The 18,784-nt window shown below is 72.3% G+C and carries 15 protein-coding genes; 7 read left to right on the top strand and 8 right to left on the bottom strand.

Annotation, left to right across the window (positions count from 1 at the left end; all coding sequences use genetic code 11):
* Positions 1-2 precede the first annotated feature (2 nt).
* From OG322_RS26325 to OG322_RS26310, 4 genes are all read right to left on the bottom strand, one after another.
* Positions 3-821, bottom strand: a complete 819-nt coding sequence (locus tag OG322_RS26325) for an EI24 domain-containing protein (protein ID WP_266412066.1) — start codon at positions 819-821, stop codon at positions 3-5.
* Between the two features lie 97 nt (positions 822-918).
* Positions 919-2,436 (bottom strand): arabinosylfuranosidase ArfA, encoded by a 1,518-nt coding sequence (gene arfA, locus OG322_RS26320; protein WP_329307029.1) that lies wholly within the window; start codon positions 2,434-2,436, stop codon positions 919-921.
* A 311-nt stretch (positions 2,437-2,747) separates the two neighbouring features.
* Entirely contained in the window at positions 2,748-3,176 is a 429-nt protein-coding gene (locus OG322_RS26315) for an organic hydroperoxide resistance protein (protein ID WP_124283953.1), read from the bottom strand.
* Between the two features lie 90 nt (positions 3,177-3,266).
* Entirely contained in the window at positions 3,267-4,286 is a 1,020-nt protein-coding gene (locus tag OG322_RS26310) for an NADP-dependent oxidoreductase (protein WP_123470739.1), read from the bottom strand.
* 137 nt (positions 4,287-4,423) lie between these two features.
* Between OG322_RS26310 and OG322_RS26305 the strand changes: the two genes are divergently transcribed.
* Complete coding sequence (locus OG322_RS26305; RefSeq protein WP_123470741.1) at positions 4,424-4,858, top strand: MarR family winged helix-turn-helix transcriptional regulator; 435 nt, start codon at positions 4,424-4,426, stop codon at positions 4,856-4,858.
* A 64-nt stretch (positions 4,859-4,922) separates the two neighbouring features.
* On the opposite strand, the gene OG322_RS26300 is transcribed toward OG322_RS26305, so the two are convergent.
* Complete coding sequence (locus OG322_RS26300; RefSeq protein WP_329307028.1) at positions 4,923-5,720, bottom strand: SCO2400 family protein; 798 nt, start codon at positions 5,718-5,720, stop codon at positions 4,923-4,925.
* A 78-nt stretch (positions 5,721-5,798) separates the two neighbouring features.
* Between OG322_RS26300 and OG322_RS26295 the strand changes: the two genes are divergently transcribed.
* The 3 genes from OG322_RS26295 (at position 5,799) to OG322_RS26285 (ending at position 9,156) form a co-directional block, all read left to right on the top strand.
* Positions 5,799-6,365, top strand: a complete 567-nt coding sequence (locus tag OG322_RS26295) for a hypothetical protein (protein WP_329307027.1) — start codon at positions 5,799-5,801, stop codon at positions 6,363-6,365.
* A 148-nt stretch (positions 6,366-6,513) separates the two neighbouring features.
* Entirely contained in the window at positions 6,514-7,551 is a 1,038-nt protein-coding gene (locus tag OG322_RS26290; RefSeq protein WP_123470747.1) for a rod shape-determining protein, read from the top strand.
* A gap of 21 nt (positions 7,552-7,572) precedes the next feature.
* Complete coding sequence (locus OG322_RS26285) at positions 7,573-9,156, top strand: GAF domain-containing sensor histidine kinase (protein WP_124283954.1); 1,584 nt, start codon at positions 7,573-7,575, stop codon at positions 9,154-9,156.
* Here the strand turns inward: OG322_RS26285 and OG322_RS26280 are convergent.
* Positions 9,134-9,565, bottom strand: coding sequence for an Lrp/AsnC family transcriptional regulator (locus OG322_RS26280; RefSeq protein WP_123470749.1), 432 nt, complete (start codon positions 9,563-9,565; stop codon positions 9,134-9,136). The two genes, OG322_RS26285 and OG322_RS26280, sit on opposite strands and share 23 nt — an antisense overlap.
* A gap of 122 nt (positions 9,566-9,687) precedes the next feature.
* Here OG322_RS26280 and OG322_RS26275 point away from each other — a divergent pair, with 122 nt between their 5' ends.
* The gene (locus tag OG322_RS26275; RefSeq protein ID WP_329307769.1) at positions 9,688-10,896 is read left to right on the top strand and encodes an MFS transporter; all 1,209 of its coding nucleotides are present in this window, start codon (positions 9,688-9,690) and stop codon (positions 10,894-10,896) included.
* 86 nt (positions 10,897-10,982) lie between these two features.
* On the opposite strand, the gene OG322_RS26270 is transcribed toward OG322_RS26275, so the two are convergent.
* The gene (locus OG322_RS26270) at positions 10,983-13,160 is read right to left on the bottom strand and encodes a ThuA domain-containing protein (protein ID WP_329307026.1); all 2,178 of its coding nucleotides are present in this window, start codon (positions 13,158-13,160) and stop codon (positions 10,983-10,985) included.
* A gap of 7 nt (positions 13,161-13,167) precedes the next feature.
* The gene (locus OG322_RS26265) at positions 13,168-15,630 is read right to left on the bottom strand and encodes a PQQ-dependent sugar dehydrogenase (protein WP_329307025.1); all 2,463 of its coding nucleotides are present in this window, start codon (positions 15,628-15,630) and stop codon (positions 13,168-13,170) included.
* Between the two features lie 282 nt (positions 15,631-15,912).
* Between OG322_RS26265 and OG322_RS26260 the strand changes: the two genes are divergently transcribed.
* Together OG322_RS26260 and OG322_RS26255 are read left to right on the top strand one after the other, a co-directional pair.
* The gene (locus OG322_RS26260) at positions 15,913-17,376 is read left to right on the top strand and encodes an acyl-CoA synthetase (RefSeq protein WP_329307024.1); all 1,464 of its coding nucleotides are present in this window, start codon (positions 15,913-15,915) and stop codon (positions 17,374-17,376) included.
* Positions 17,369-18,760, top strand: coding sequence for a carboxyl transferase domain-containing protein (locus OG322_RS26255; protein ID WP_329307023.1), 1,392 nt, complete (start codon positions 17,369-17,371; stop codon positions 18,758-18,760). The genes OG322_RS26260 and OG322_RS26255 overlap by 8 nt, the downstream gene beginning before the upstream one ends.
* Positions 18,761-18,784 lie beyond the last annotated feature (24 nt).

The following is an 18,784-nucleotide window of genomic DNA, read 5'->3' as shown; positions in this document are numbered from 1 at the left end:
GCTCAGTCGCTGAAGGTGTGCGACGAGGAGGACGGCAGCGATCCCTCGTCCTCCCCGTCGGCCGCGTCGTCGTCCGCGCCGTCGTCCTGCCCCACCAGTTCGCGCGCCAGCAGGGTCGCACCGGCGACGGCCCCCGGCATCAGGAAGACGGCGACGAACGGGACCAGGAAGGCGAGGCCCAGCGGTACGCCGAAGCCGAGGATCAGCAGCCGTCGGCCGCGCAGCAGGACCAGCCGGTCCTTCAGCACCATGCCGCGGCGCTGGAGCGCGACGGCGGTGAGTTCCTCGGCGAGGAAGTAGCCGGTGACGCAGAAGCCGATCAGCGGGACGACACTCTGGCCGGCGACCGGGACGAATCCGAGGGCGAAGAGCAGTACGGCGTACAGGGCCACCCGCACCAGGATGCGTACGCTGTCGCGGGCGGAGATCCACAGTTCCCGCCAGAGCGGCAGCCCCGACTCGGGCACCTCGCCACCCTCGGCCCGGTCGACCTCCTCGGAGAGCGACTCGTAGAAGGGCTGCCCGACCAGCAGCGTCACCGCGGTGAACGTGATCACCGCCAGGAACAGGCCGAAGGCGAAGACCAGCACGGTCAGGGTGGTGCGGAGCAGGCCCAGCCAGGGCGAGGACCAGCCGTCGGCGAAGGGGGTCGCCCAGGCCGCCAGGTCGTCGGCCCCGTAGCCGAGGCCGACGAGCGCCCCCGCGTACACCACCAGGGTGATGAGGCCGGGGATCAGACCGATGCCGAACCACCGCCCGTGCCGGGCGACCCAGCGCTGCCCATTGATCAAATAGCCGAATCCCGCTGCCGCGTCACGCATGCCGTCAGCGTACTGGCGGGGGCGGGCGCCGCTGACCGGGAAGTCGGGCGGGCCCGTCCGGCCCTCGGCCGCCGGCGGGCCCGCCCCCATTCCGCGGTCAGCCGAGCCGGATCACGTTCCAGGACATCGGCTCAAGGGCGGCCCTGAGCACCCCCGCGTCGAGCGTGGTGCCCTCGGCCGGGTGCGGGGCGACCCGCGCGGGCTCGGCGAGTGTGTTGCGGGCGTCCGGGTCCGCGTCGGCGAGGACCTGGTGCCCGGCGATCTCCGTCAGCTCGAAGCCGTGCAGGGCGACTTCGAGCGGGAGGACCCCGTGCTGGCCGCGGTTGACCGCGAAGACGGTGACGGCGCCGGTCCCCGGGTCGCGGACGGCCGTGGCGTGCAGCAGGTCCGTCTCGCCGTGCCTGGCCGTCCCGTACCGGGGCGAGTCCACCCGTACGTCCAGGACCTGGCCCTTTGCGTACCGGGCGGCCTGGGCGAACGGGAAGAAGGTGGTCTGCCGCCAGGCCGGTCCGCCGGGCTCGGTCATGATCGGGGCGATCACATTGACCAGCTGGGCCAGACAGGCCACGGCCACCCGGTCGGCGTGCCGCAGCAGCGCGATGAGCAGGGTGCCGAAGACGACGGCGTCGGTGACCGAGTAGTTGTCCTCCAGCAGGCGCGGCGCCTCGGGCCAGTCGAGGGGGTTCGCCTGCGCTTCCTGCCGGCTGCGCGCCATGTACCAGACGTTCCACTCGTCGAAGGAGAGGTTGATCTTCTTCGTGGACTTCAGCCGGGCGCCGACGTGGTCGCAGGTGGCGACGACGTCCTCGATGAAGGACTCCATGTCCACGGCGGACGCCAGGAACGAGTCGCGGTCGCCTCCGTGTTCCTCGTAGTAGGCGTGCAGCGAGACGTAGTCGACGAGGTCGTAGGTCTCGGCGAGTACCGTCGCCTCCCACTCGGCGAACGTGGGCATGGACCGGCTCGACGAGCCGCAGGCGACGAGTTCGACGGACGGGTCGATCTGCCGCATCGCACGGGCCGTCTCGGCGGCGACCCGGCCGTACTCCTCGGCGGTCTTGTGGCCGGTCTGCCAGGGGCCGTCCATCTCGTTGCCCAGGCACCAGAGCTTGATGCCGAAGGGGTCCTTGTCGCCGTGCGCGATGCGGCGCTCGGAGAGTTCGGTGCCGGCCGGGTGGTTGGCGTACTCCTGGAGTTCGATGGCCTCCTGGACACCGCGGGTGCCGAGGTTCACCGCCATCATGGGCTCGGCCTGCGGGCCGATCTTCTTGCAGAAGGCGATGTACTCGGAGAGCCCGAAGCGGTTCGACTCGGTGGAGCGCCAGGCGAGGTCGAGGCGGCGCGGCCGATCGCCGGCGGGGCCGACGCCGTCCTCCCAGCGGTAGCCGGAGACGAAGTTGCCGCCGGGGTAGCGGATGGCGGTGACGCCGAGTTCACGGATGAGTTCCAGCACGTCGGTACGCAGGCCCGCCTCGTCGGCGGCCGGATGGCCCGGTTCGTATATGCCGTCGTAGACGCAGCGGCCGAGGTGCTCCACGAACGAGCCGAAGAGACGGGGATCGACGTCGCCGACGGTGAACGCCGGGTCGAGGGTGAAGCGCGCGGTGCGGGTCATGGCTTCCTCGCTGTGTTCGGGGTGTTCGGGTTCGGGTCCCGCGGGGTTCCGGTCCGGCGAGCGCGCCAACCAGCCCTGTGATCGGTCGCCTGCGATTCAGGCCAGGTGGTCCCGTGCCCGCCCTCATCCATTCGATATATCGAATGCTGCCCGTAACTTCGAACGGACCGTAAAATCGCAGCGCTTGCGCGTCAATGGGTCGCGCAGAAATTGCGAACAACGTCCGTGGTGCCGAACAAAACCGAGGGCCGCACCCCTGAAACGGGATGCGGCCCTCGGCTACGCGCGAGCGGTACGAGTGATGCCTGCGGTCAGGCGACCGACAGCTCGACCTTGATGTTGCCGCGCGTCGCGTTCGAGTACGGGCACACCTGGTGGGCCTTCTCGATGAGCGCCTGCGCGGTCGCCCTGTCGACGTTCGGAATGGTCGCCGTGATCGCGACCTCCAGGCCGAAGCCACCGGCCTCGGTCTTGCCGATGCCGACCGCGGCGGTCACCGTGGAGCCGGAGATGTCGGCCTTCTCCTGACGGGCCACGACACCCAGCGCGCCCTGGAAGCAGGCGCTGTAGCCGGCCGCGAAGAGCTGCTCCGGGTTGGTGCCCGCGCCGCTTCCGCCCATTTCCTTCGGCGGGTTGACGACCACGTCGAGCTTGCCGTCGTCCGTGGAGACCCGGCCGTCACGGCCGTTCTCGGCGGTGGCGACAGCGGTGTACACAACGGCTACGTCCTGAATGGTCATGACCTGTAAATCCTCCTGCTGATGCGCCGCGACTCGCGCCCACGATCACGACGGCCTGGGATGAGCCTAACGGGTGCCCCTGTGACTGTGTCAGCCGAGGGAGACGATCATCTTTCCGGTGTTCTCGCCGCGGAGCAGCCCGAGGAAGGCCTCGAAGCCGTTCTCGATTCCCTCGACGACGGTCTCGCGGTACTTCAGCTCGCCCGAGGCCAGCCAGCCGGCCACCTCCTGGACGAACTGCCCCTGGAGGGCGGCGTGATCGCCGACGAGCATGCCCTGAAGGCGCAGCCGCTTGCCGATGACGAGGGCGAGGTTGCGCGGGCCCGGGGTCGGCTCGGTCGCGTTGTACTGCGCGATCATGCCGCAGATGGTCGCGCGGCCGTGCACGTTGAACGAGGAGATCGCGGCTTCGAGGTGCTCGCCGCCGACGTTGTCGAAGTAGACGTCGATGCCGTCGGGAGCGGCCTCGCGCAGCTGCTCGGCGACGGGGCCGTTCTTGTAGTTGAAGGCGGCGTCGAAGCCGTACTCCTCGACCAGCAGCTTGACCTTCTCGTCGGAGCCCGCGGAGCCGATGACCCGCGAGGCGCCCTTGAGCTTCGCCAGCTGGCCGACCTGGCTGCCGACCGCACCGGCCGCGCCGGAGACGAAGACCGCGTCGCCCTCCTTGAAGGAGGCGACCTCGAAGAGGCCCGCGTAGGCGGTGAGCCCGGTCATGCCGAGCACGCCGAGGTAGGCGGAGAGCGGGGCGAGGGAGGCGTCGACCTTCACGGCATGCTCGGCCGGGACGTCGGCGTACTCGCGCCAGCCGAGGCCGTGCAGGACGTGGTCGCCGACCGCGAACCCCTCGGCGTTGGACGCGACGACCTCGCCGACCGCGCCACCCTCCATGGGGTGGTCCAGCTTGAACGGCGGGGTGTACGACTTCACGTCGTTCATCCGGCCGCGCATGTACGGGTCGACCGAGAAGTGCAGGTTGCGGACGAGGACCCGGCCCTCGGCGGGAGCGGTGACCGGTGCCTCACGCAGCGCGAAATCCTCGGCCTTCGGCCAGCCGTGCGGACGGGCTACGAGGTGCCATTCACGGCTGGACGTGGGAAGAGCTGCAGACATGGGCTCGGTGTCTCCTCGATGTCTAGAGGGGGGAAGGTGCGGGAAGCCGTTCGGCCGGAGCGGAAAAGCTTCACCATGTAAAACAACCATGCGCCTGGATATTTCACGTTGTCAAGTAACCGGCTATCCTGAGCGTCATGGCCACTCGTACAGACCCACTGACCCTCGAGGTCGTCGAGCTCATCGGCACCGTCGTGGCGCGCTACTACGAGGAGTACGAGGAGGCCGCAGCCGCACACAGCCTCACCGGTGCGCAGGCCCGGGTCCTCGGCCTGCTCTCCCTGGAGCCGATGCCGATGCGCAGGATCGCGCAGAAGCTGAAGTGCGAGCCGTCGAACGTGACCGGCATCGTCGACCGGCTGGAGGTGCGCGGCCTGGTGGAGCGCCGGCCCGATCCGGCCGACCGGCGGGTGAAGCTGGCCGCGCCCACCGAGAAGGGCACCCGGACGGCGCGGCAACTGCGTGAATCGCTCGACTTCGCCCGCGAGCCGCTGGCCGGCCTCTCCGACCAGGACCGCGCGGTGCTGCGGGATCTGCTGCGCCGGATGCTGGGCATGGAACCGGCGGTCTGAGACCCCGGGCCTCCAGAACTTCAGCCCTCAGGCCCCGGGCCTCCAGGACTTCAGCCGCTGGGCCTCAGCAGAACCAGAGGAACCAGCAGGTGTCCGAAGGGCTCGGTGTCGGGGTGGGGGGCGGCGTGGGCGTCGGGGTGGGCGGCTCGGAGGCCGGGGGCCGCGACGGCTCGTCGCCCGTGCCGTCCGGCTCCGACGGACCGGCGGACGGGGTGGCGGGCTGCTCGGACGGCGGGCCGGACACCTCCGCGGTGGCCGCCGGGGCCGGGGCGGTGGTGGCTTCGGGGCGCGGCCGGTCCGTCCGGGGTGCGCCGGAGGGGCGGACGTCGGTGGCCGGCACCACCGGGGGGCTGCCCGCGGGGGTCTCCACGGGGCCGGGCGGCTCGACGGCATCGCTCGCCGGGGGCTCCGGGGCGGGCGCGGTGGTGACGGAGGCCGATTCGCGTACGTAGTCCGAGGCGCCGTCGCCGCCGTCCGGCTCGGTCGCCAGCTCGGCCAGGCTCAGCGCTCCGGCGGCGAGGGCCACCCCGAGCAGCGCCAGCAGCACCGTACGGCCGCGGCGGCTGCGGGCCCGGCGGCCCCGGCGCGGCCGGGCGTCCCGCTCCTCGCCCCGGCGCGGCCGACCCGAACCGTGCCCGCCGTGACCCGCCGGGGCGGCGACGCGCTCCGTCCGGGCAGCGTCGTGCCCCCGGCGGCGCCGGCCGCCGGGGCGGGACGGCGCGGCCGTCTCGTCCCGCGCGTCCGGCTCATGGCCCAGGGGCGCGGGCGCGGCGTAGTGGCTCAGCGCCTCCGCGGGGGTTCCGCATCCGGCACAGGCCAGGGCGCCGTTGAGATGCCGCTGACAGGGGTGGCAGTAATCCATGGCGCCCGCAGATTAGATGCCCATCGGACAACAGAGAAAGCGGCTCAGGTGAGGATCCTGTGTGGAAGCGTTGATTCCATGACCGCTGCCACGCCTTTCGGCCCCCGTGAGTTCCAGCTTGTCCTGTTGCGCCGGATGACCGACCACCAGCCCGGCCTCGTCGAGGACGCCCGGCACGAACTGAGCGCCACGCTCGCCGAGATGCGCGAGGCCAACCGCCGCTGGCAGGCCATGGTGCGTGCGCCACGGGGGCGGGGGTCGCTGCGCCGCTACCGTTCGGTGCTCGGCGAGCCCGAATCGTCGCTGCGGCGCACGGTGGGTGATCTGGAGTGCGACGCCCTGCTCTGGCCGGTACCGCTCTGGCCCGATCTGCGGTTCGAGGTGATGGCCGGGCCCGGCGGGGCCGTGTGGAACGAGTGGCTGGTGCGGGCCCCCGGCGCGGCCGCCCCCGCCCTGCACACGGTCGAGGAGCTGCGCCCCTGGTCGTGCACCGTGGACGAGGTGGCGCGGGCCTTCGCACCGGCCCGCCCGATGGAGGGCAGCGCGCCGACCCGCTGGGCGCTCGCGATCACCGCTCCGGTCACCGGCGAACCGTATGTCGCCGAGTTCACCTGGGGACTGCTCCAGCGGCTGCTCCCCCGCTGACAGACCCGCGAGGCCGCCGGCCGACGAGCCGTCAGCTCCGTACCCCCTACGGCGCATCCCAACGCGCACAACGCCTCCCGGCGGCGCACGATACGAAGACAACCGGCTGCCCGTCGGTACCCCCATCAGCGCTCTCGGGAGACCTGCCGTGACCGTCAGCCTTGATCAGTTGCGCCGTTGCCACGTCGCCGTCGACCTCGGGGCCGCCCGGACCCGGGTGTACATCAAGGGGCTCGGGCTCGTCGTGGACGAGCCGAGCGCCGCCGCCGTGAACACCCGTACCGGCTCACTCATCGCCGTCGGCGCGCTCGCCGAACAGATGACGGGCCGCACCCCCGACTACATCCGGGTGGTCCGTCCGGTCTCCGGCGGAACCGTCGTGGACATCGACATGGCCCAGCGCATGCTGCGCCAGCTGCTGGGCGAGAAGCTCCGCCGTCAGCTGCGCCGCAGACCACGGCTGCGCGCCGCCGCCTGCACCCCGCACGACAGCGATCCGCTCGCCCAGCGGGCCGCCGTCGAGACCCTGGTCGGCCTCGGCGCCCGGCGCGTCGAGCTGGTCGACACCCTGATCGCGGCGGCCGTCGGCTGCGGACTGCCGGTCGAGCAGCCGACCGCCACCATGATCATGGTGTGCGGGGCCGCGACCACCCAGATCGCGGTGCTCTCGCTCGGCTCGATCGTGACCGCCGTACGCATCCCGATCGGCGGCGACGCGATCGACCACGCGGTGATCCAGCATCTGCGCCACTACCACGAGCTGATGCTGCCCAGCCACTCCGTACGCCCCTTGCAGCTGGCACTCAGCGGCAACGGCCTCACCTCGCACGGGCCCGCCCTGACCGAGATCCACGGCCGGGACGTGGCGACCGGCCTGGCCCGCTCCGTGGAGGTCGACACCGCCGCGGTGCAACAGGCGATCCACCGCCCGCTCACCACGGTCCTGGACGGCCTGGGCAAGGTGCTGCGGGAATGCCCGCCCGATCTGGTGGCCGACCTCGCCGACTGCGGGATCATGATGGTCGGCGGCAGCGCGCTGCTGCCCGGCCTGGACCAGATGCTGCGCGACGCGACCGGCATGCCGGTGCACATCGCCGAGCGGCCCGACGTCTGCTCCGTACTGGGGCTCGGCGCCATGCTGGACGGCAAGATCCGCCCGATGGTCCTCGCCCCGCTCGCCTGCTGAGTGCCGCGGGCCGTGCGGCGGATGACCGACGAACCACGCGACGCGGCATCCCCCGGAGGAATCCCGCAGACGCCCCGGCTGCCGATGCTCCTGGAGGCCGTGCTGAGTGTCGGCACCGATCTCGAACTGCGGGCCACCCTGCAGCAGATCATCGACACCGCCACCGCGCTCACCACGGCCCGCTACGGGGCGCTGGGCGTTCTGGACCCCGAGCGCGGCACCATCCGGGAACTGTTCGTCTGCGGACTGGGCGACGCCGAACGGGAGGCCATCGGCGACCTCCCCGACGGCCACTCCGGCATGCTCGGCGCCCTCATCGAGGAGTCGCGGCCGCTGCGCTCCGACGACCTGACCACCGACCCGCGCGCCACCGGGGTACCGCCCGGCCACCCCACGATGCACTCGTTCCTCGGCGCCCCGATCCGGGTGCACGACACGGTCTTCGGGAACATCTACCTCACCGAGAAGAGCACCGCGCACTTCACCGACACCGACGCGGCGCTCCTGCGGGTCCTCGCCTCGCAGGCCGGTATCGCGATCGGCAACGCCCGGCTGTACGAGACGGCCCGGCAGCGGGAACGCTGGATCGAGGGCGCGGCCGCGGTCACCAACACCCTGCTGACCAGGGAGAACGCCGCCGATGCCCTGACGACCGTGGCCGAACGGGCCAGAATCCTCAGCGACGCGGCGGCCGGGGTGATCCTCCAGCCGACCGAGGAGGGCGGGATGGAGATCGTCGCCGCGTCCACGCTCGACGATCCGGCCGGTCTGGTGGGCACCGCCATCGAGCCCGGCTCCCCCGTCCTGGTCCAGCTGCTGGGCGGCGAGCCGGTCTTCATCGAGGACTCGGCGACCGATCCCCGGATGACCACACACGTACGGTCCCGGTTCGGCCCCAGCATGATGCTGCCGTTGCAGAGCGGCGGGCGGCTCATCGGCACCCTCGCCCTGCCCCGGCGGCGCGGCGGCCGCCCGTACACGGCCGTGGACCGGCTGCTGGCCTCGCAGTTCGCCTCGCAGGCCGCGCTCGCGCTGGTCCTGGTGGACGCCCAGCACGACCGCGAGCAGCTCGCGGTGTACGAGGACCGGGACCGGATCGCCCGTGATCTGCACGATCTCGTCGTCCAGCGGCTGTTCGCCACCGAGATGATGCTGGAGTCGACCCGCCGCCGGGCCGGCACCGGGGAGACCGACGAGCTGCTCGGCAGGGCCGTCGACGAGCTGGACTCCACGATCCAGGAGGTGCGGACGACCATCTTCGCCCTCCAGCAGCCGCCCGCCGAGGCTCCCACCACCTTCCGCGGTCAGGTGCTGCGGGAGACCCGGGGCGCGGCCGCGGTGCTCGGATTCCAGCCGTCGGTGCACTTCACCGGGGCGGTGGACGCCCTCGTGCGGGAGCCGGTGAGCGGACAGCTCCTCGCCGCGTTGCGCGGGGCGCTGGCGGCCGCGCACCGGCGGGCCGGGGTGTCGGAGATCGAGGTGGAGGTCGACGGTACGGCCGTGCTGCCCGACGGCCGGGCCGCGGTCCGGCTGACGGTCGGCGACAACGGGCGGGAACAGGACGGATCGCGCCCGTCGGCCGTCATCTGGCAGGCGCCGCTCTGAGCGCGACCCTGGTGTTGGAGTGGGCGACGCCCGCCTCCCGCTTGAGTCTGCGCAGCAGTGCGTCCAGCGCCGCGGTGTCGGCGGCGGTGGCGCGTACGAGGTAGTCGTGCCCGCCCGTCACATGCACCACTTCGGTGATCCCGGGCAGGGTCAGCACCGCCCGCTCGAAGACCTCGTTGGTGGTGTCCATCCGCAGGGTCACGTCGATGAAGACGACCAGGCCGGTCCGGGTGTCGGCGGCGGGGTCGATGATCACGGTGAAGCCGCGGATGACGCCGTCCCGGCGCAGCCGCCGCACCCGGTCGGCCGCCGCGTTGGCGCTCAGCCCGACCCGTGCGCCCAGATCGCGGTACGAGATCCGCGCGTCCTCCTGCAGAACGCCGAGGATTTCCCTGTCCAGACGGTCCATACCGCGATTGTCTCAGCTTTCGGGCGACAGCGGCTGCCTGGCGCCCGTGGGCAGCGGCTGCCCCGCCCACGGATGGAGCACGCCGACGGGCCGGGAACGGGCCCGCGCCCTTGACTGTCACTGTGTACGCAGCCGTCAAGCAGCCCCCCGCTCCGGCCGCCGCGCCGCCCGGCGCCTACCGCAACCTCGCGATGGCCACGGTCGGCTTCGCGTTGACCTTCTGGGCGTGGAATCTGATCGCGCCCATGTCCGGGGACTACAAGGACCGGCTCGGACTGAGTTCGTTCCAGCAGTCGCTGCTGGTCGCCGTGCCGGTGCTGGTCGGCTCGCTCGGCCGGATCCCGGTGGGCGCGCTCACCGACAAGTACGGTGCCCGGCTGATGTTCCCACTGATCTCGGCGCTCACCGTCCTGCCGGTGCTGCTGCTGATCCCGGCGAAGGACTCCTACGGCGCGATGCTGGCCGTGGGCTTCCTGCTGGGCCTGGGCGGTACGACGTTCGCGATCGGCATCCCGCTCGTCAACTCGTGGTTCCCGCCCGCCGAACGGGGCCTCGCCCTCGGTGTGTTCGGCATGGGCATGGGCGGCGTGGCGCTGTCCGGGTACTTCACCCCGCGGATCGCCGAGCACGGCGACAACCTGCCGTTCCTCGTGGTCGCCGGGGCGCTCGTGGTGTACGCGGCGCTGGCGGCGGTGCTGGTCAACGACCGGCCGGGGCGGCAGGTGCCGACCGGCACACTGGCTGACCGGCTGGCTGCGACGGGACGGCTGCGGGTCACCTGGGAGCTGTCGGCGCTGTACGCGATCGGCTTCGGCGGCATCGTGGCGTTCGGCGTCTATCTGCCGACGTATCTGAAGACCTGGTACGACCTCCCGCCGACCGACGCCGGTACGAAGGCCGCCGGATTCGCCCTGGTCACGGTGGTCTTCCGGCCGATCGGCGGCTGGCTCTCGGACCGGATCCACCCGGCGCTGGTCTCCTCGGCGGCGCTCGGCGTGGCCGCCCTGATGGCGATCGTCCAGGCCTTCGACCCGAAGCTGATGCCCGGCGGCACGATCGCTCTGCTGATCATGGCGGCCGGTCTCGGTACCGCGAGCGGCAGTGTCTTCGCGCTGGTCTCACAGGTGACCCCGCAGGCGAAGGTGGGCAGCGTCACCGGGATCGTCGGCGCGATGGGCGGACTCGGCGGCTTCGTGCCGCCCCTGGTGATGGGCGCGGTCTACAGCGCGAAGGGCTCCTACTCGATCGGCTTCATGCTGCTGTCCGACGTGGCGCTGGCGGGCTGTGTATACGCGTACGGGCGGATGCGGAACATCCCGCGGGACGCCTGAGAGCCCGCACGGAAGGAGAACGGCGGCGTCCCCGCCGGGACGCCGCCGTTCGTCGTGGACCGGTTCAGCGTGTCGTCACCGCCGCTTCAGCGTGCGGCACGAGCAGCGGTGCGCCGCTGCTCGAACCGGTCCACCCAGTACGCCGTCCGGTCGAGGTAGGCCGTCTCGGCGGCGGCCCCCGTCTTCCCGTATGCCCCTTCGTACGTCCGGTAGCCGTGTCCGGCGGGCGGGTTGCCCGCCGCGGGCTCGATCGGGCTGCCCTCGTGCCATTCGTTGAAGGAGGTGACGGAGACCCAGGAGGGCGATCCGCCGATGGCCGGGTCGAGGGCGTTGCTCCACTCCAGGTCGTAGGAGGCGCCGTCCTCCCGCCCCAGGGTGGGCGTGGTGTTGCCGGGCACGGCCCGGTCGTCGATGTATCCGGGTGCCACCGAGGGCGCCCAGACCAGGCCGTTGGACTTGGCGTACTCCCCCGCCTGCTTCCAGCCGGGGGCGGTGGCACCGGCGATGCCGTCGTAGGTGTAGATCCCGCCGAAGTGCGCGACCTTGGTGGTGTCGGTGGTCTGGGCGAGGACGACGGCGCTGTCGCGCACGGCGTCCAGGGCCGACCAGTCCTGGATCCGCAGGCTCTCGAAGACGTAGAACGCCGGGCGGTTGCCGTGCTCGGCGTCCCGGTAGTAGGCGGGGTGGTCGCCGTACTCGCCGGTCAGATAGGCGATGTCGTCGACCACGGAGGCCGCGGTCCTGCCGCCGTACGGTTCGATGTGCCAGGCGACCTTGATCCCGTGCCGGGCGGCGGCGTCCAGGACCTCCGGGGCGAGCTTGTCCTCGTAGCCGCCCTGCCCCCACCAGCTGTAGACGATGACTCCGGCGCCCGACCGCTCGATCCACTTCATGTGCTGCTCGACGGCCCCGGCGATGTCACCGGAGTCGTACGGGCCGAGCTTCGGGTAGAGGTCGGCGCCGATGTCGTCGGGCGGGGTGTGGCCGCCCTGCTCCCAGTGGCGCCAGCCGCCGTTCGTCTCCGGGGTGCCGTACCAGGGGTAGTAGAAGAGGTGCACGCGGGAGGAGCCCGTGGCCTTGGTGCCCTGCTGTCCGGCCAGGGTGAAGCTGTCGATGTCGAAGAGGGAGCCCGCTCCCCCGGTGAACCGGAGGAACAGCGGGCCCGAACCGGTGGCGGTGACGGCGCCGGTCACCTGCGTGAAGGTCTCCCAGCCGCCGGTCGGGGCGACGTCCACCGATCCGAGCAGCGGTCCGGTGGCGGAACCGGAGCGCACCTCGATGGTGCCGCCCGCCCCGGCCGAGGAGACCCTGGCGGTGAAGGAGGTGGCCCCGGCCGTGTTGACCAAGGCGTAGCCCGCCCAGTCGCCGTTGTCGATGTAGCCGAGCGTGGCCCCGCCGCCCGCCCCGTTGTGCGCGGCGCTCTGCACGCCGAAGGAGGAGGTGTACGACTCCGCCTCCACGGGGGCGTCACCGGGGTCCGGGGTCCCGGAGCCGCAGTCGGCCCGCACCACGCCGGCCGCGTACTGGATGCCGCCGAGCAGCAGTCGGCGGAAGTCCGGATCGCTGTAGGACTCGATGGTGTGGCCGAGGCCGGTGTAGAAGGACCGCCCCTGCTGCTGCGGGTGGCACCAGGTGATCGGGTGGTCGCCGCCCATCTCGCCGCCGGTGTAGCTGCTTTCGTCCAGGCTCTGGAGCACATGGACGTCGTCGCGGGGATCGGTGCGGTAGTTGTACCACTCGTCGGTGCGGACCCAGTCGTCGTCGAGGTGCGCGGTCGCCGGGTGGGCGTGGTCCTCGGTGACGACCTTCGCCTGCTGGATCGCCGGGTGGCTCTTGAACCAGGCGCCGACGAGGTGCTCGTACGCCGGCCAGTCGTACTCCGTGTCGGCGGCCGCATGGACGCCGACGAATCCGCCGCCGCCGTCCACGTACCCGGCGAGCGCGTCCTGCTGTGCGGTGTTCAGGACGTCGCCGGTGGTGCTGAGGAAGACCACCGCCTCGTACCCGGCGAGGTTCTCCGGGGTGAAGGCGCCCGCGTCCTCGGTGGCCGTGACGCCGAAGCCGTCCGCCGCGCCCAGTTGCTGGATCGCGGTGATGCCGGCCGGGATGGAGTCGTGCCGGAATCCGGCGGTCCTGGAGAAGACGAGCACGTCGTACGGGTCCGCGGCGGCGCCCGCCGGGGCGGGGGCCAGGAACCCGGCTCCCAGGGCGAGTGCGGCGGCGGAGGCGATATGGCGTACGCGCCGGGCCAGTTGGTGTCTCATGCGTCGGTCACCCCTCCGCCTTGAAGGTGAAGGCGTCCAGGTCGAACAGGTTCCCCCGGCCGGTGGGCCCCTTGAAGACGAGGAAGAGTTCCGTGGTGCCGGCGGGTGCGTTGCTCACGTTCGCCGAGACGTCGGTGAAGTTCTCCCAGCCGCCCGTGGGTGCGACGGTCAGGGTGGAGAGCAGGGTGCCGGTGGGGGAACCCGCGCGCACCTCCAGCGTGCCGCCGGGACCGGCGGAGGAGACCCGGGCCGAGACGCCGGTGGCGTTGGACAGGGCGTACGGCTCGAAGGAGATCCAGTCGCCGTTGTCGGTGAAGCCGACGGTGGCGCCGCCCTCGGCCGTCCCGTGCTGGGCGGGCTCGATCCCGGACTGGGCGGCGAAGTGCTCGCCCTGCCGGTGCCGGGGCTGGAGGATGCTGTCGCCGTGGGTGGTGAGCCCGCCGGCGTCCGTGTACTCGGCGTCGAGGACCCCGTAGATGTTGGCGGCGCTGTCGTGCTCGCCGTCGACGGGGACGTCGATGGTGCCGGAGCAGCCGTTCTTCGAGGTGATCTGGTGGCGGTGGCTGTCGTGGCCGAGCAGATAGGTGACCTTGACCTTCGAGCAGTCGACCGTGCTGTCCTCCGGGTCGGTGACGGTGACCGTGAAGGGCACGGAGTCACCGAAGGAGAAGAGTCCGCCGTCGGCGGGCGTGGTCAGAGTGACCGCGGGGGCGGTGTTGCCCGCGGTCACGACGAGACTGGCGGTGCCGGTGAGCCCCTCGGGGTCGGTGACGGTCAGGGTCGGCCGGAAGGTCCCGGCGGTGGTGTAGGTGTGGTGCGGATCGGCCTCGGTGGAGGTGGCTCCGTCACCGAAGTCCCAGGCGTAGTGCAGCGCCCCGCCCTCGGGGTCCGCGCTGCCGGCCGCCGAGAAGGCGACGTCGAGCGGGATCGGGCCGGACGTCCGGTCCACCGCGGCCCTGGCGACCGGGGAGCGGTTGCTGCCCGCCAGGTACTCGACGCGGTACAGCGCCTGGTTGTTGGAGCCGGTGCCGTAGTCCAGGACGTACAGCGCACCGTCCGGGCCGAACGCGGAGTCCATGACCTGGGTGCCGGTCCACGGGAAGGTGTCGATCGTCCCGGGTGACCCGTCGGCCTTCACCTCGACCGGCTTGATCCACTTGCGGCCGTACTCGGTGGCGAAGAAACGGCCGTCGAGCGAGGCGGGGAACTTCACGGCCGAGTCGAGGTCCGCGTCGTAGTGGTAGACGGGACCGGCCATCGGCGATTCGGAGCCGCCGCCGAACTCGGGCGGGGAGCCCGCGTCACCCGCGTACCTGATCCAGGCGGGCCGCACGGCGGGCAGCGTCGGCCGGCCGGTGTTGCGGAAGGAGTTGTTGGCCGGACCGGCCGCGCAGTCGTACTTCGCGCCGGATGGGCCACTCGGGAAGGTGTACTCGTTGTACGTCTCCGAGGGGGTGTTGGTGCCCGTGCAGTAGGGCCAGCCGAAGTTGCCGGGGCCGGTGACGCGGTCGAACTCGACCTGGCCGCTGGGGCCGCGGCCGGCGTCGGTGGTGCCGGCGTCGGGGCCGTAGTCGCCGATGTAGACGGTGCCGGTCGGCTTGTCGACGGACATCCGGAACGGGTTGCGGAAGCCCATCGCGTAGATCTCCGGCCGGGTCCGGTCGGTGCCGGGGGCGAAGAGGTTGCCGGCCGGGACGGTGTAGCCGCCGGACGCGGTGGGCTTGATCCGCAGCAGCTTGCCGCGCAGGTCGTTGGTGTTCCCGGAGGAGCGCTGGGCGTCGAACTGCGGGTTGCGGTCGGTGCGTTCGTCGATGGGTGCGTAGCCGGCGGACTCGAAGGGGTTGGTGTCGTCGCCGGTGGTCAGGTAGAGGTTCCCGGCGGCGTCGAAGTCGATGTCACCGCCGACGTGGCAGCACTGGCCACGGTCGTTGGGGACTTCGAGGACGACTTTCTCGCTCGCGGTGTCCAGCGTCCCGTCGGCCTTCAGGGTGAACCGGGAGAGGTTGAGGTGCCCCTTCCACGGTTCGAAGTCGGCGGCCGTTCCGGTGACGGGGGCGTCACCGGCCGGGGTGTTCAGGGTGGGTGAGTAGTAGAGGTAGAGGTAGCGGTTGGCGGCGAAGTCCGGGTCGGCCGCGACGCCCTGCAGTCCTTCCTCGTCGTGCGTGTAGACATCGAGCTTGGCAGCGGTCTTCGTCGCCCCGGAGGCGTCGGTGAGCCGGACCGTGCCGTCCCGGGCGGTGTGGACGACGGACCGGTCCGGCAGAACGGCGAGGGACATGGCCTCGCCCAGTTCGGCCGCTCCGAGGGCCAGTTGGACCTGCTGGTAGTCGGCGGCGGGGATGTCGGCCGCCGCGTGGACCGCGGTGGGGGCTGCGGGCGCGGCCACCGCGGCACCCGCGGCGAGGCCGCCGGTGGCGACCAGGGTGAGCGCGGTGACGAGTCTGGACCACAGGGGTGGGGACAGAGGCATGAACGCTTCCTTCCTGACGGTGCGTGGGGTTGTCAGGCAAGGCGCTGTCGCGCTTTGCGACGTGCGTGTACTGCCGGGCGAGCGGCGATGCAGCCAGGTTCTTTCCTCCCTGCCGCGCCGAGATGCCCTACCGGAGTGAACTTTTTGCATGCTGGCAACGCAAAATTAATATGTCAAGGTCGTATCCAAATTCCCGCCGGATGCCCCGTACAGCCATCCGGCGCCGGTTCGGGACACATTCCGATGACGGAAGCGCTTCACCTATCTAGGGTTCGCAGAGTGATGCCACTTCTGCCTGCACTCCAGGATCCCGCCGGTCCGCCGGCCGCCCGCGAAGCCGTCCGGTTCGGCGAACAGTCCCTGAACTACGCACAGTTGGCCGCCGCTGCGGATGCGCTCGCGGCCCGGATCGCCGATGCCGGCCGGGTCGCGGTCTGGGCCGCCCCGGTCCCGGAGACCGTGGTCGCGGTGGTCGCCGCGCTCCGGGCGGGGGTGCCCGCCGTACCGCTCAACCCGAAGACGGGCGAGCGGGAGCTGGCCCATATCGTCGCCGACAGCGCACCGTCGACGGTGCTGGCCGCGGCCGGTGCCGTACTGCCGCCCGCACTGGCCGCGTTGACCCGGGTGGACGTGGGCGTGGACACCGGGGAGCCGGCCCGCTCCGCCGCCTCCTTCGCCGAGCCCTCACCCGAGTCCCCGGCCCTGATCGTGTACACCTCCGGCACCACCGGCCCGCCCAAGGGCGCGGTCCTGCCGCGCCGGGCCATCGCCGCCACCCTGGACGCGCTGGAGGACGCCTGGCAGTGGACCGGCGACGACGTCCTCGTCCACGCGCTGCCGCTGTTCCATGTGCACGGCCTGGTCCTCGGCGTCCTCGGCCCGCTGCGGCGGGGCGGTTCGGTGCGCCATCTCGGCCGGTTCTCCACCGAGGGCGTGACCCGGGAGCTGGAGTCGGGCGGCACGATGCTGTTCGGCGTGCCGACGATGTACCACCGGATCGCGGAAGCGCTTGCCGGCCCCTCCGCGTCCGACGGGCTCGCGAAGGCCCTGGCGGGTGCCCGGCTGCTGGTCTCCGGGTCGGCCGCGCTGCCGGTCCACGACCACGAGCGGATCGCGGCGGCGACCGGCCGCCGGGTCATCGAGCGGTACGGCATGACGGAGACGCTCATGAACACGGGCGTGCGGGCCGACGGCGAACCGCGCCCCGGCACCGTCGGCGCCCCGCTGCGCGGCGTCGAACTCCGCCTGGTCGAGGAGGACGGCAGCGCTCTCGCCGACCCCGCGTCCATCGGCGAGATCCAGGTACGCGGCCCGAACCTGTTCACCGGCTACCTCAACCGCCCCGACGCGACGGCCGCCGCACTCACCGCCGACGGCTGGTTCCGTACCGGGGACATGGCCACCCTCGACCCCGACGGGTACGTACGGATCGTGGGCCGCAAGGCCACCGACCTGATCAAGAGCGGCGGCCACAAGATCGGCGCCGGTGAGATCGAGAACGCCCTCCTGGACCACCCGGGCGTCCGCGAGGCAGCCGTCACCGGCGAACCCGACCCGGACCTGGGCGAGCGGATCGTCGCCTGGGTGGTGCCGGCCGACCCCTCCTCCCCGCCCCCGGCCGACGAGCTCGCCGGTCATGTCGCGGCCCAGCTCTCCCCGCACAAGCGGCCGCGCACGGTCCGCTACCTGGACGCGCTGCCACGCAACGACCTGGGCAAGATCATGAAGCGGTCGCTCCATGGCTGACCGGCTGTCGGCCCGTGCGGCGATCGCCGCCGTCACCGCGGACTTCACCGAGTCCACCGCCCCCCGCGAGGACACCGCGGCCGACGGACCGCTCGACTGGACGGGATACGCGGACTCCCGGGCACGGGCCACCGCCCGCACCGGTGAGCGGGAGTCCGTCGTGCACGGCCTCGCCACCCTCGGCGGCCACCCCTGCGTCCTGGTCTCGTTCGAGTTCGGGTTCCTCGGCGGCTCGCTCGGGCAGCGCACCGGGGACCGGCTGGAGGCGGCGTACGAGGAGGCCGTGACCCGGCGGCTCCCCCTCGTCTCACTGATCGCCACGGGCGGCAGCCGGATGCAGGAGGGCATGATCGCGCTCACCCAGCTGCACCGGGTGGCCCGTGCGTCGGCGCGGCTGCGGGCGGCCGGTCCGGCGCAGCTCGCAGTCCTGCGCGACCCGACGACCGGCGGCGGCTGGGCGACCCTGGGCGCGGGCGCCGATGTGATCCTGGCACTGCCGGGGGCCCAGATCGGGTTCGCCGGCTCCCGGGTACGGCCGCCCGGCGCGGACCCCCTCGCGTACACCGCCGAGGGCCAACTGGCGGCCGGCCAGATCGACGCGATCGTCCCGCAGGAGGAGCTGGCCGCCACCCTGGGCCACTGGCTGGGGGCGCTCGCCCACCGCGACCCCGCGCCGGCGGCCGCACCGGTGCCGGCCGCACTCTCCGCGACCGGGCTCCCGCGGACCGGCTGGGAGGCCGTGGTCCGGGCCCGGTCCGCGTCACGGCCGCGCGCCGAGGCTTATCTGGACGCCTACTTCGGGATACGGCTCCCGCTCCACGGGGACCGCTGCGGGGGCACGGACCCCGGGCTGCTCTGCGGGTTCGGGCTGCGCGAGGGGCGGCCCGTCGCGTACGTCGCCCAGTGCGGCACCGCGACCCGCCCGGCCGGCTACCGCACAGCGGCCCGGGTGATCAGGCTGGCCGACCGGCTCGGCGTCCCGGTCCTCACCCTGGTCGACACCCCGGGCGCGGCCAATGACGCCGAGGCGGAACGGGCCGGTGCGGGTGCGGCCATCGCCGACGCCTTCGCGGCGATCGCGGCCGCCCGGGTCCCCGTCACGACCCTGGTGATCGGCGAGGGCGGCTCGGGCGGCGCACTGGCCCTGGCCGCACCGGGCAACACCCATGTCACCGCCGACAGTTACTTCTCGGTCATCGCCCCGGAACTCGCGGCGGCGATCCTGAAGCGCTCCCCGGACCAGGTGCACGCCACGGCGGACCAGCTGCGGCTGCGTCCGCAGGACCTGGTGGACCTGGGAGTCGCCCGCTCCGTCGTGCGGCCCGGCCCGCCGGGCGCCGGCACGGGCTCGGCGCGCACAGGAGGCGATGGGTCGATAGCGTAATAGAGGGGACATATCCTCAAGCAG

This window comes from Streptomyces sp. NBC_01260 (genome assembly GCF_036226405.1).
Classification (GTDB): Bacteria; Actinomycetota; Actinomycetes; order Streptomycetales; family Streptomycetaceae; genus Streptomyces; species Streptomyces laculatispora.
The sequence above is the reverse complement of the archived record's forward strand: the minus strand, read 5'-3'. Positions and strand labels throughout refer to the sequence as shown.

Excerpts from the sequence above, each read along its gene's own strand:
- OG322_RS26325 (WP_266412066.1), bottom strand. The coding sequence starts at position 821 with ATGCGTGACGCGGCAGCGGGATTCGGCTATTTGATCAATGGGCAGCGC.
- arfA (WP_329307029.1), bottom strand. The coding sequence starts at position 2,436 with ATGACCCGCACCGCGCGCTTCACCCTCGACCCGGCGTTCACCGTCGGC.
- OG322_RS26315 (WP_124283953.1), bottom strand. The coding sequence starts at position 3,176 with ATGACCATTCAGGACGTAGCCGTTGTGTACACCGCTGTCGCCACCGCC.
- OG322_RS26310 (WP_123470739.1), bottom strand. The coding sequence starts at position 4,286 with ATGTCTGCAGCTCTTCCCACGTCCAGCCGTGAATGGCACCTCGTAGCC.
- OG322_RS26305 (WP_123470741.1), top strand. The coding sequence starts at position 4,424 with ATGGCCACTCGTACAGACCCACTGACCCTCGAGGTCGTCGAGCTCATC.
- OG322_RS26300 (WP_329307028.1), bottom strand. The coding sequence starts at position 5,720 with ATGGATTACTGCCACCCCTGTCAGCGGCATCTCAACGGCGCCCTGGCC.
- OG322_RS26295 (WP_329307027.1), top strand. The coding sequence starts at position 5,799 with ATGACCGCTGCCACGCCTTTCGGCCCCCGTGAGTTCCAGCTTGTCCTG.
- OG322_RS26285 (WP_124283954.1), top strand. The coding sequence starts at position 7,573 with ATGACCGACGAACCACGCGACGCGGCATCCCCCGGAGGAATCCCGCAG.
- OG322_RS26280 (WP_123470749.1), bottom strand. The coding sequence starts at position 9,565 with ATGGACCGTCTGGACAGGGAAATCCTCGGCGTTCTGCAGGAGGACGCG.
- OG322_RS26270 (WP_329307026.1), bottom strand. The coding sequence starts at position 13,160 with ATGAGACACCAACTGGCCCGGCGCGTACGCCATATCGCCTCCGCCGCC.
- OG322_RS26265 (WP_329307025.1), bottom strand. The coding sequence starts at position 15,630 with ATGCCTCTGTCCCCACCCCTGTGGTCCAGACTCGTCACCGCGCTCACC.
- OG322_RS26260 (WP_329307024.1), top strand. The coding sequence starts at position 15,913 with ATGCCACTTCTGCCTGCACTCCAGGATCCCGCCGGTCCGCCGGCCGCC.
- OG322_RS26255 (WP_329307023.1), top strand. The coding sequence starts at position 17,369 with ATGGCTGACCGGCTGTCGGCCCGTGCGGCGATCGCCGCCGTCACCGCG.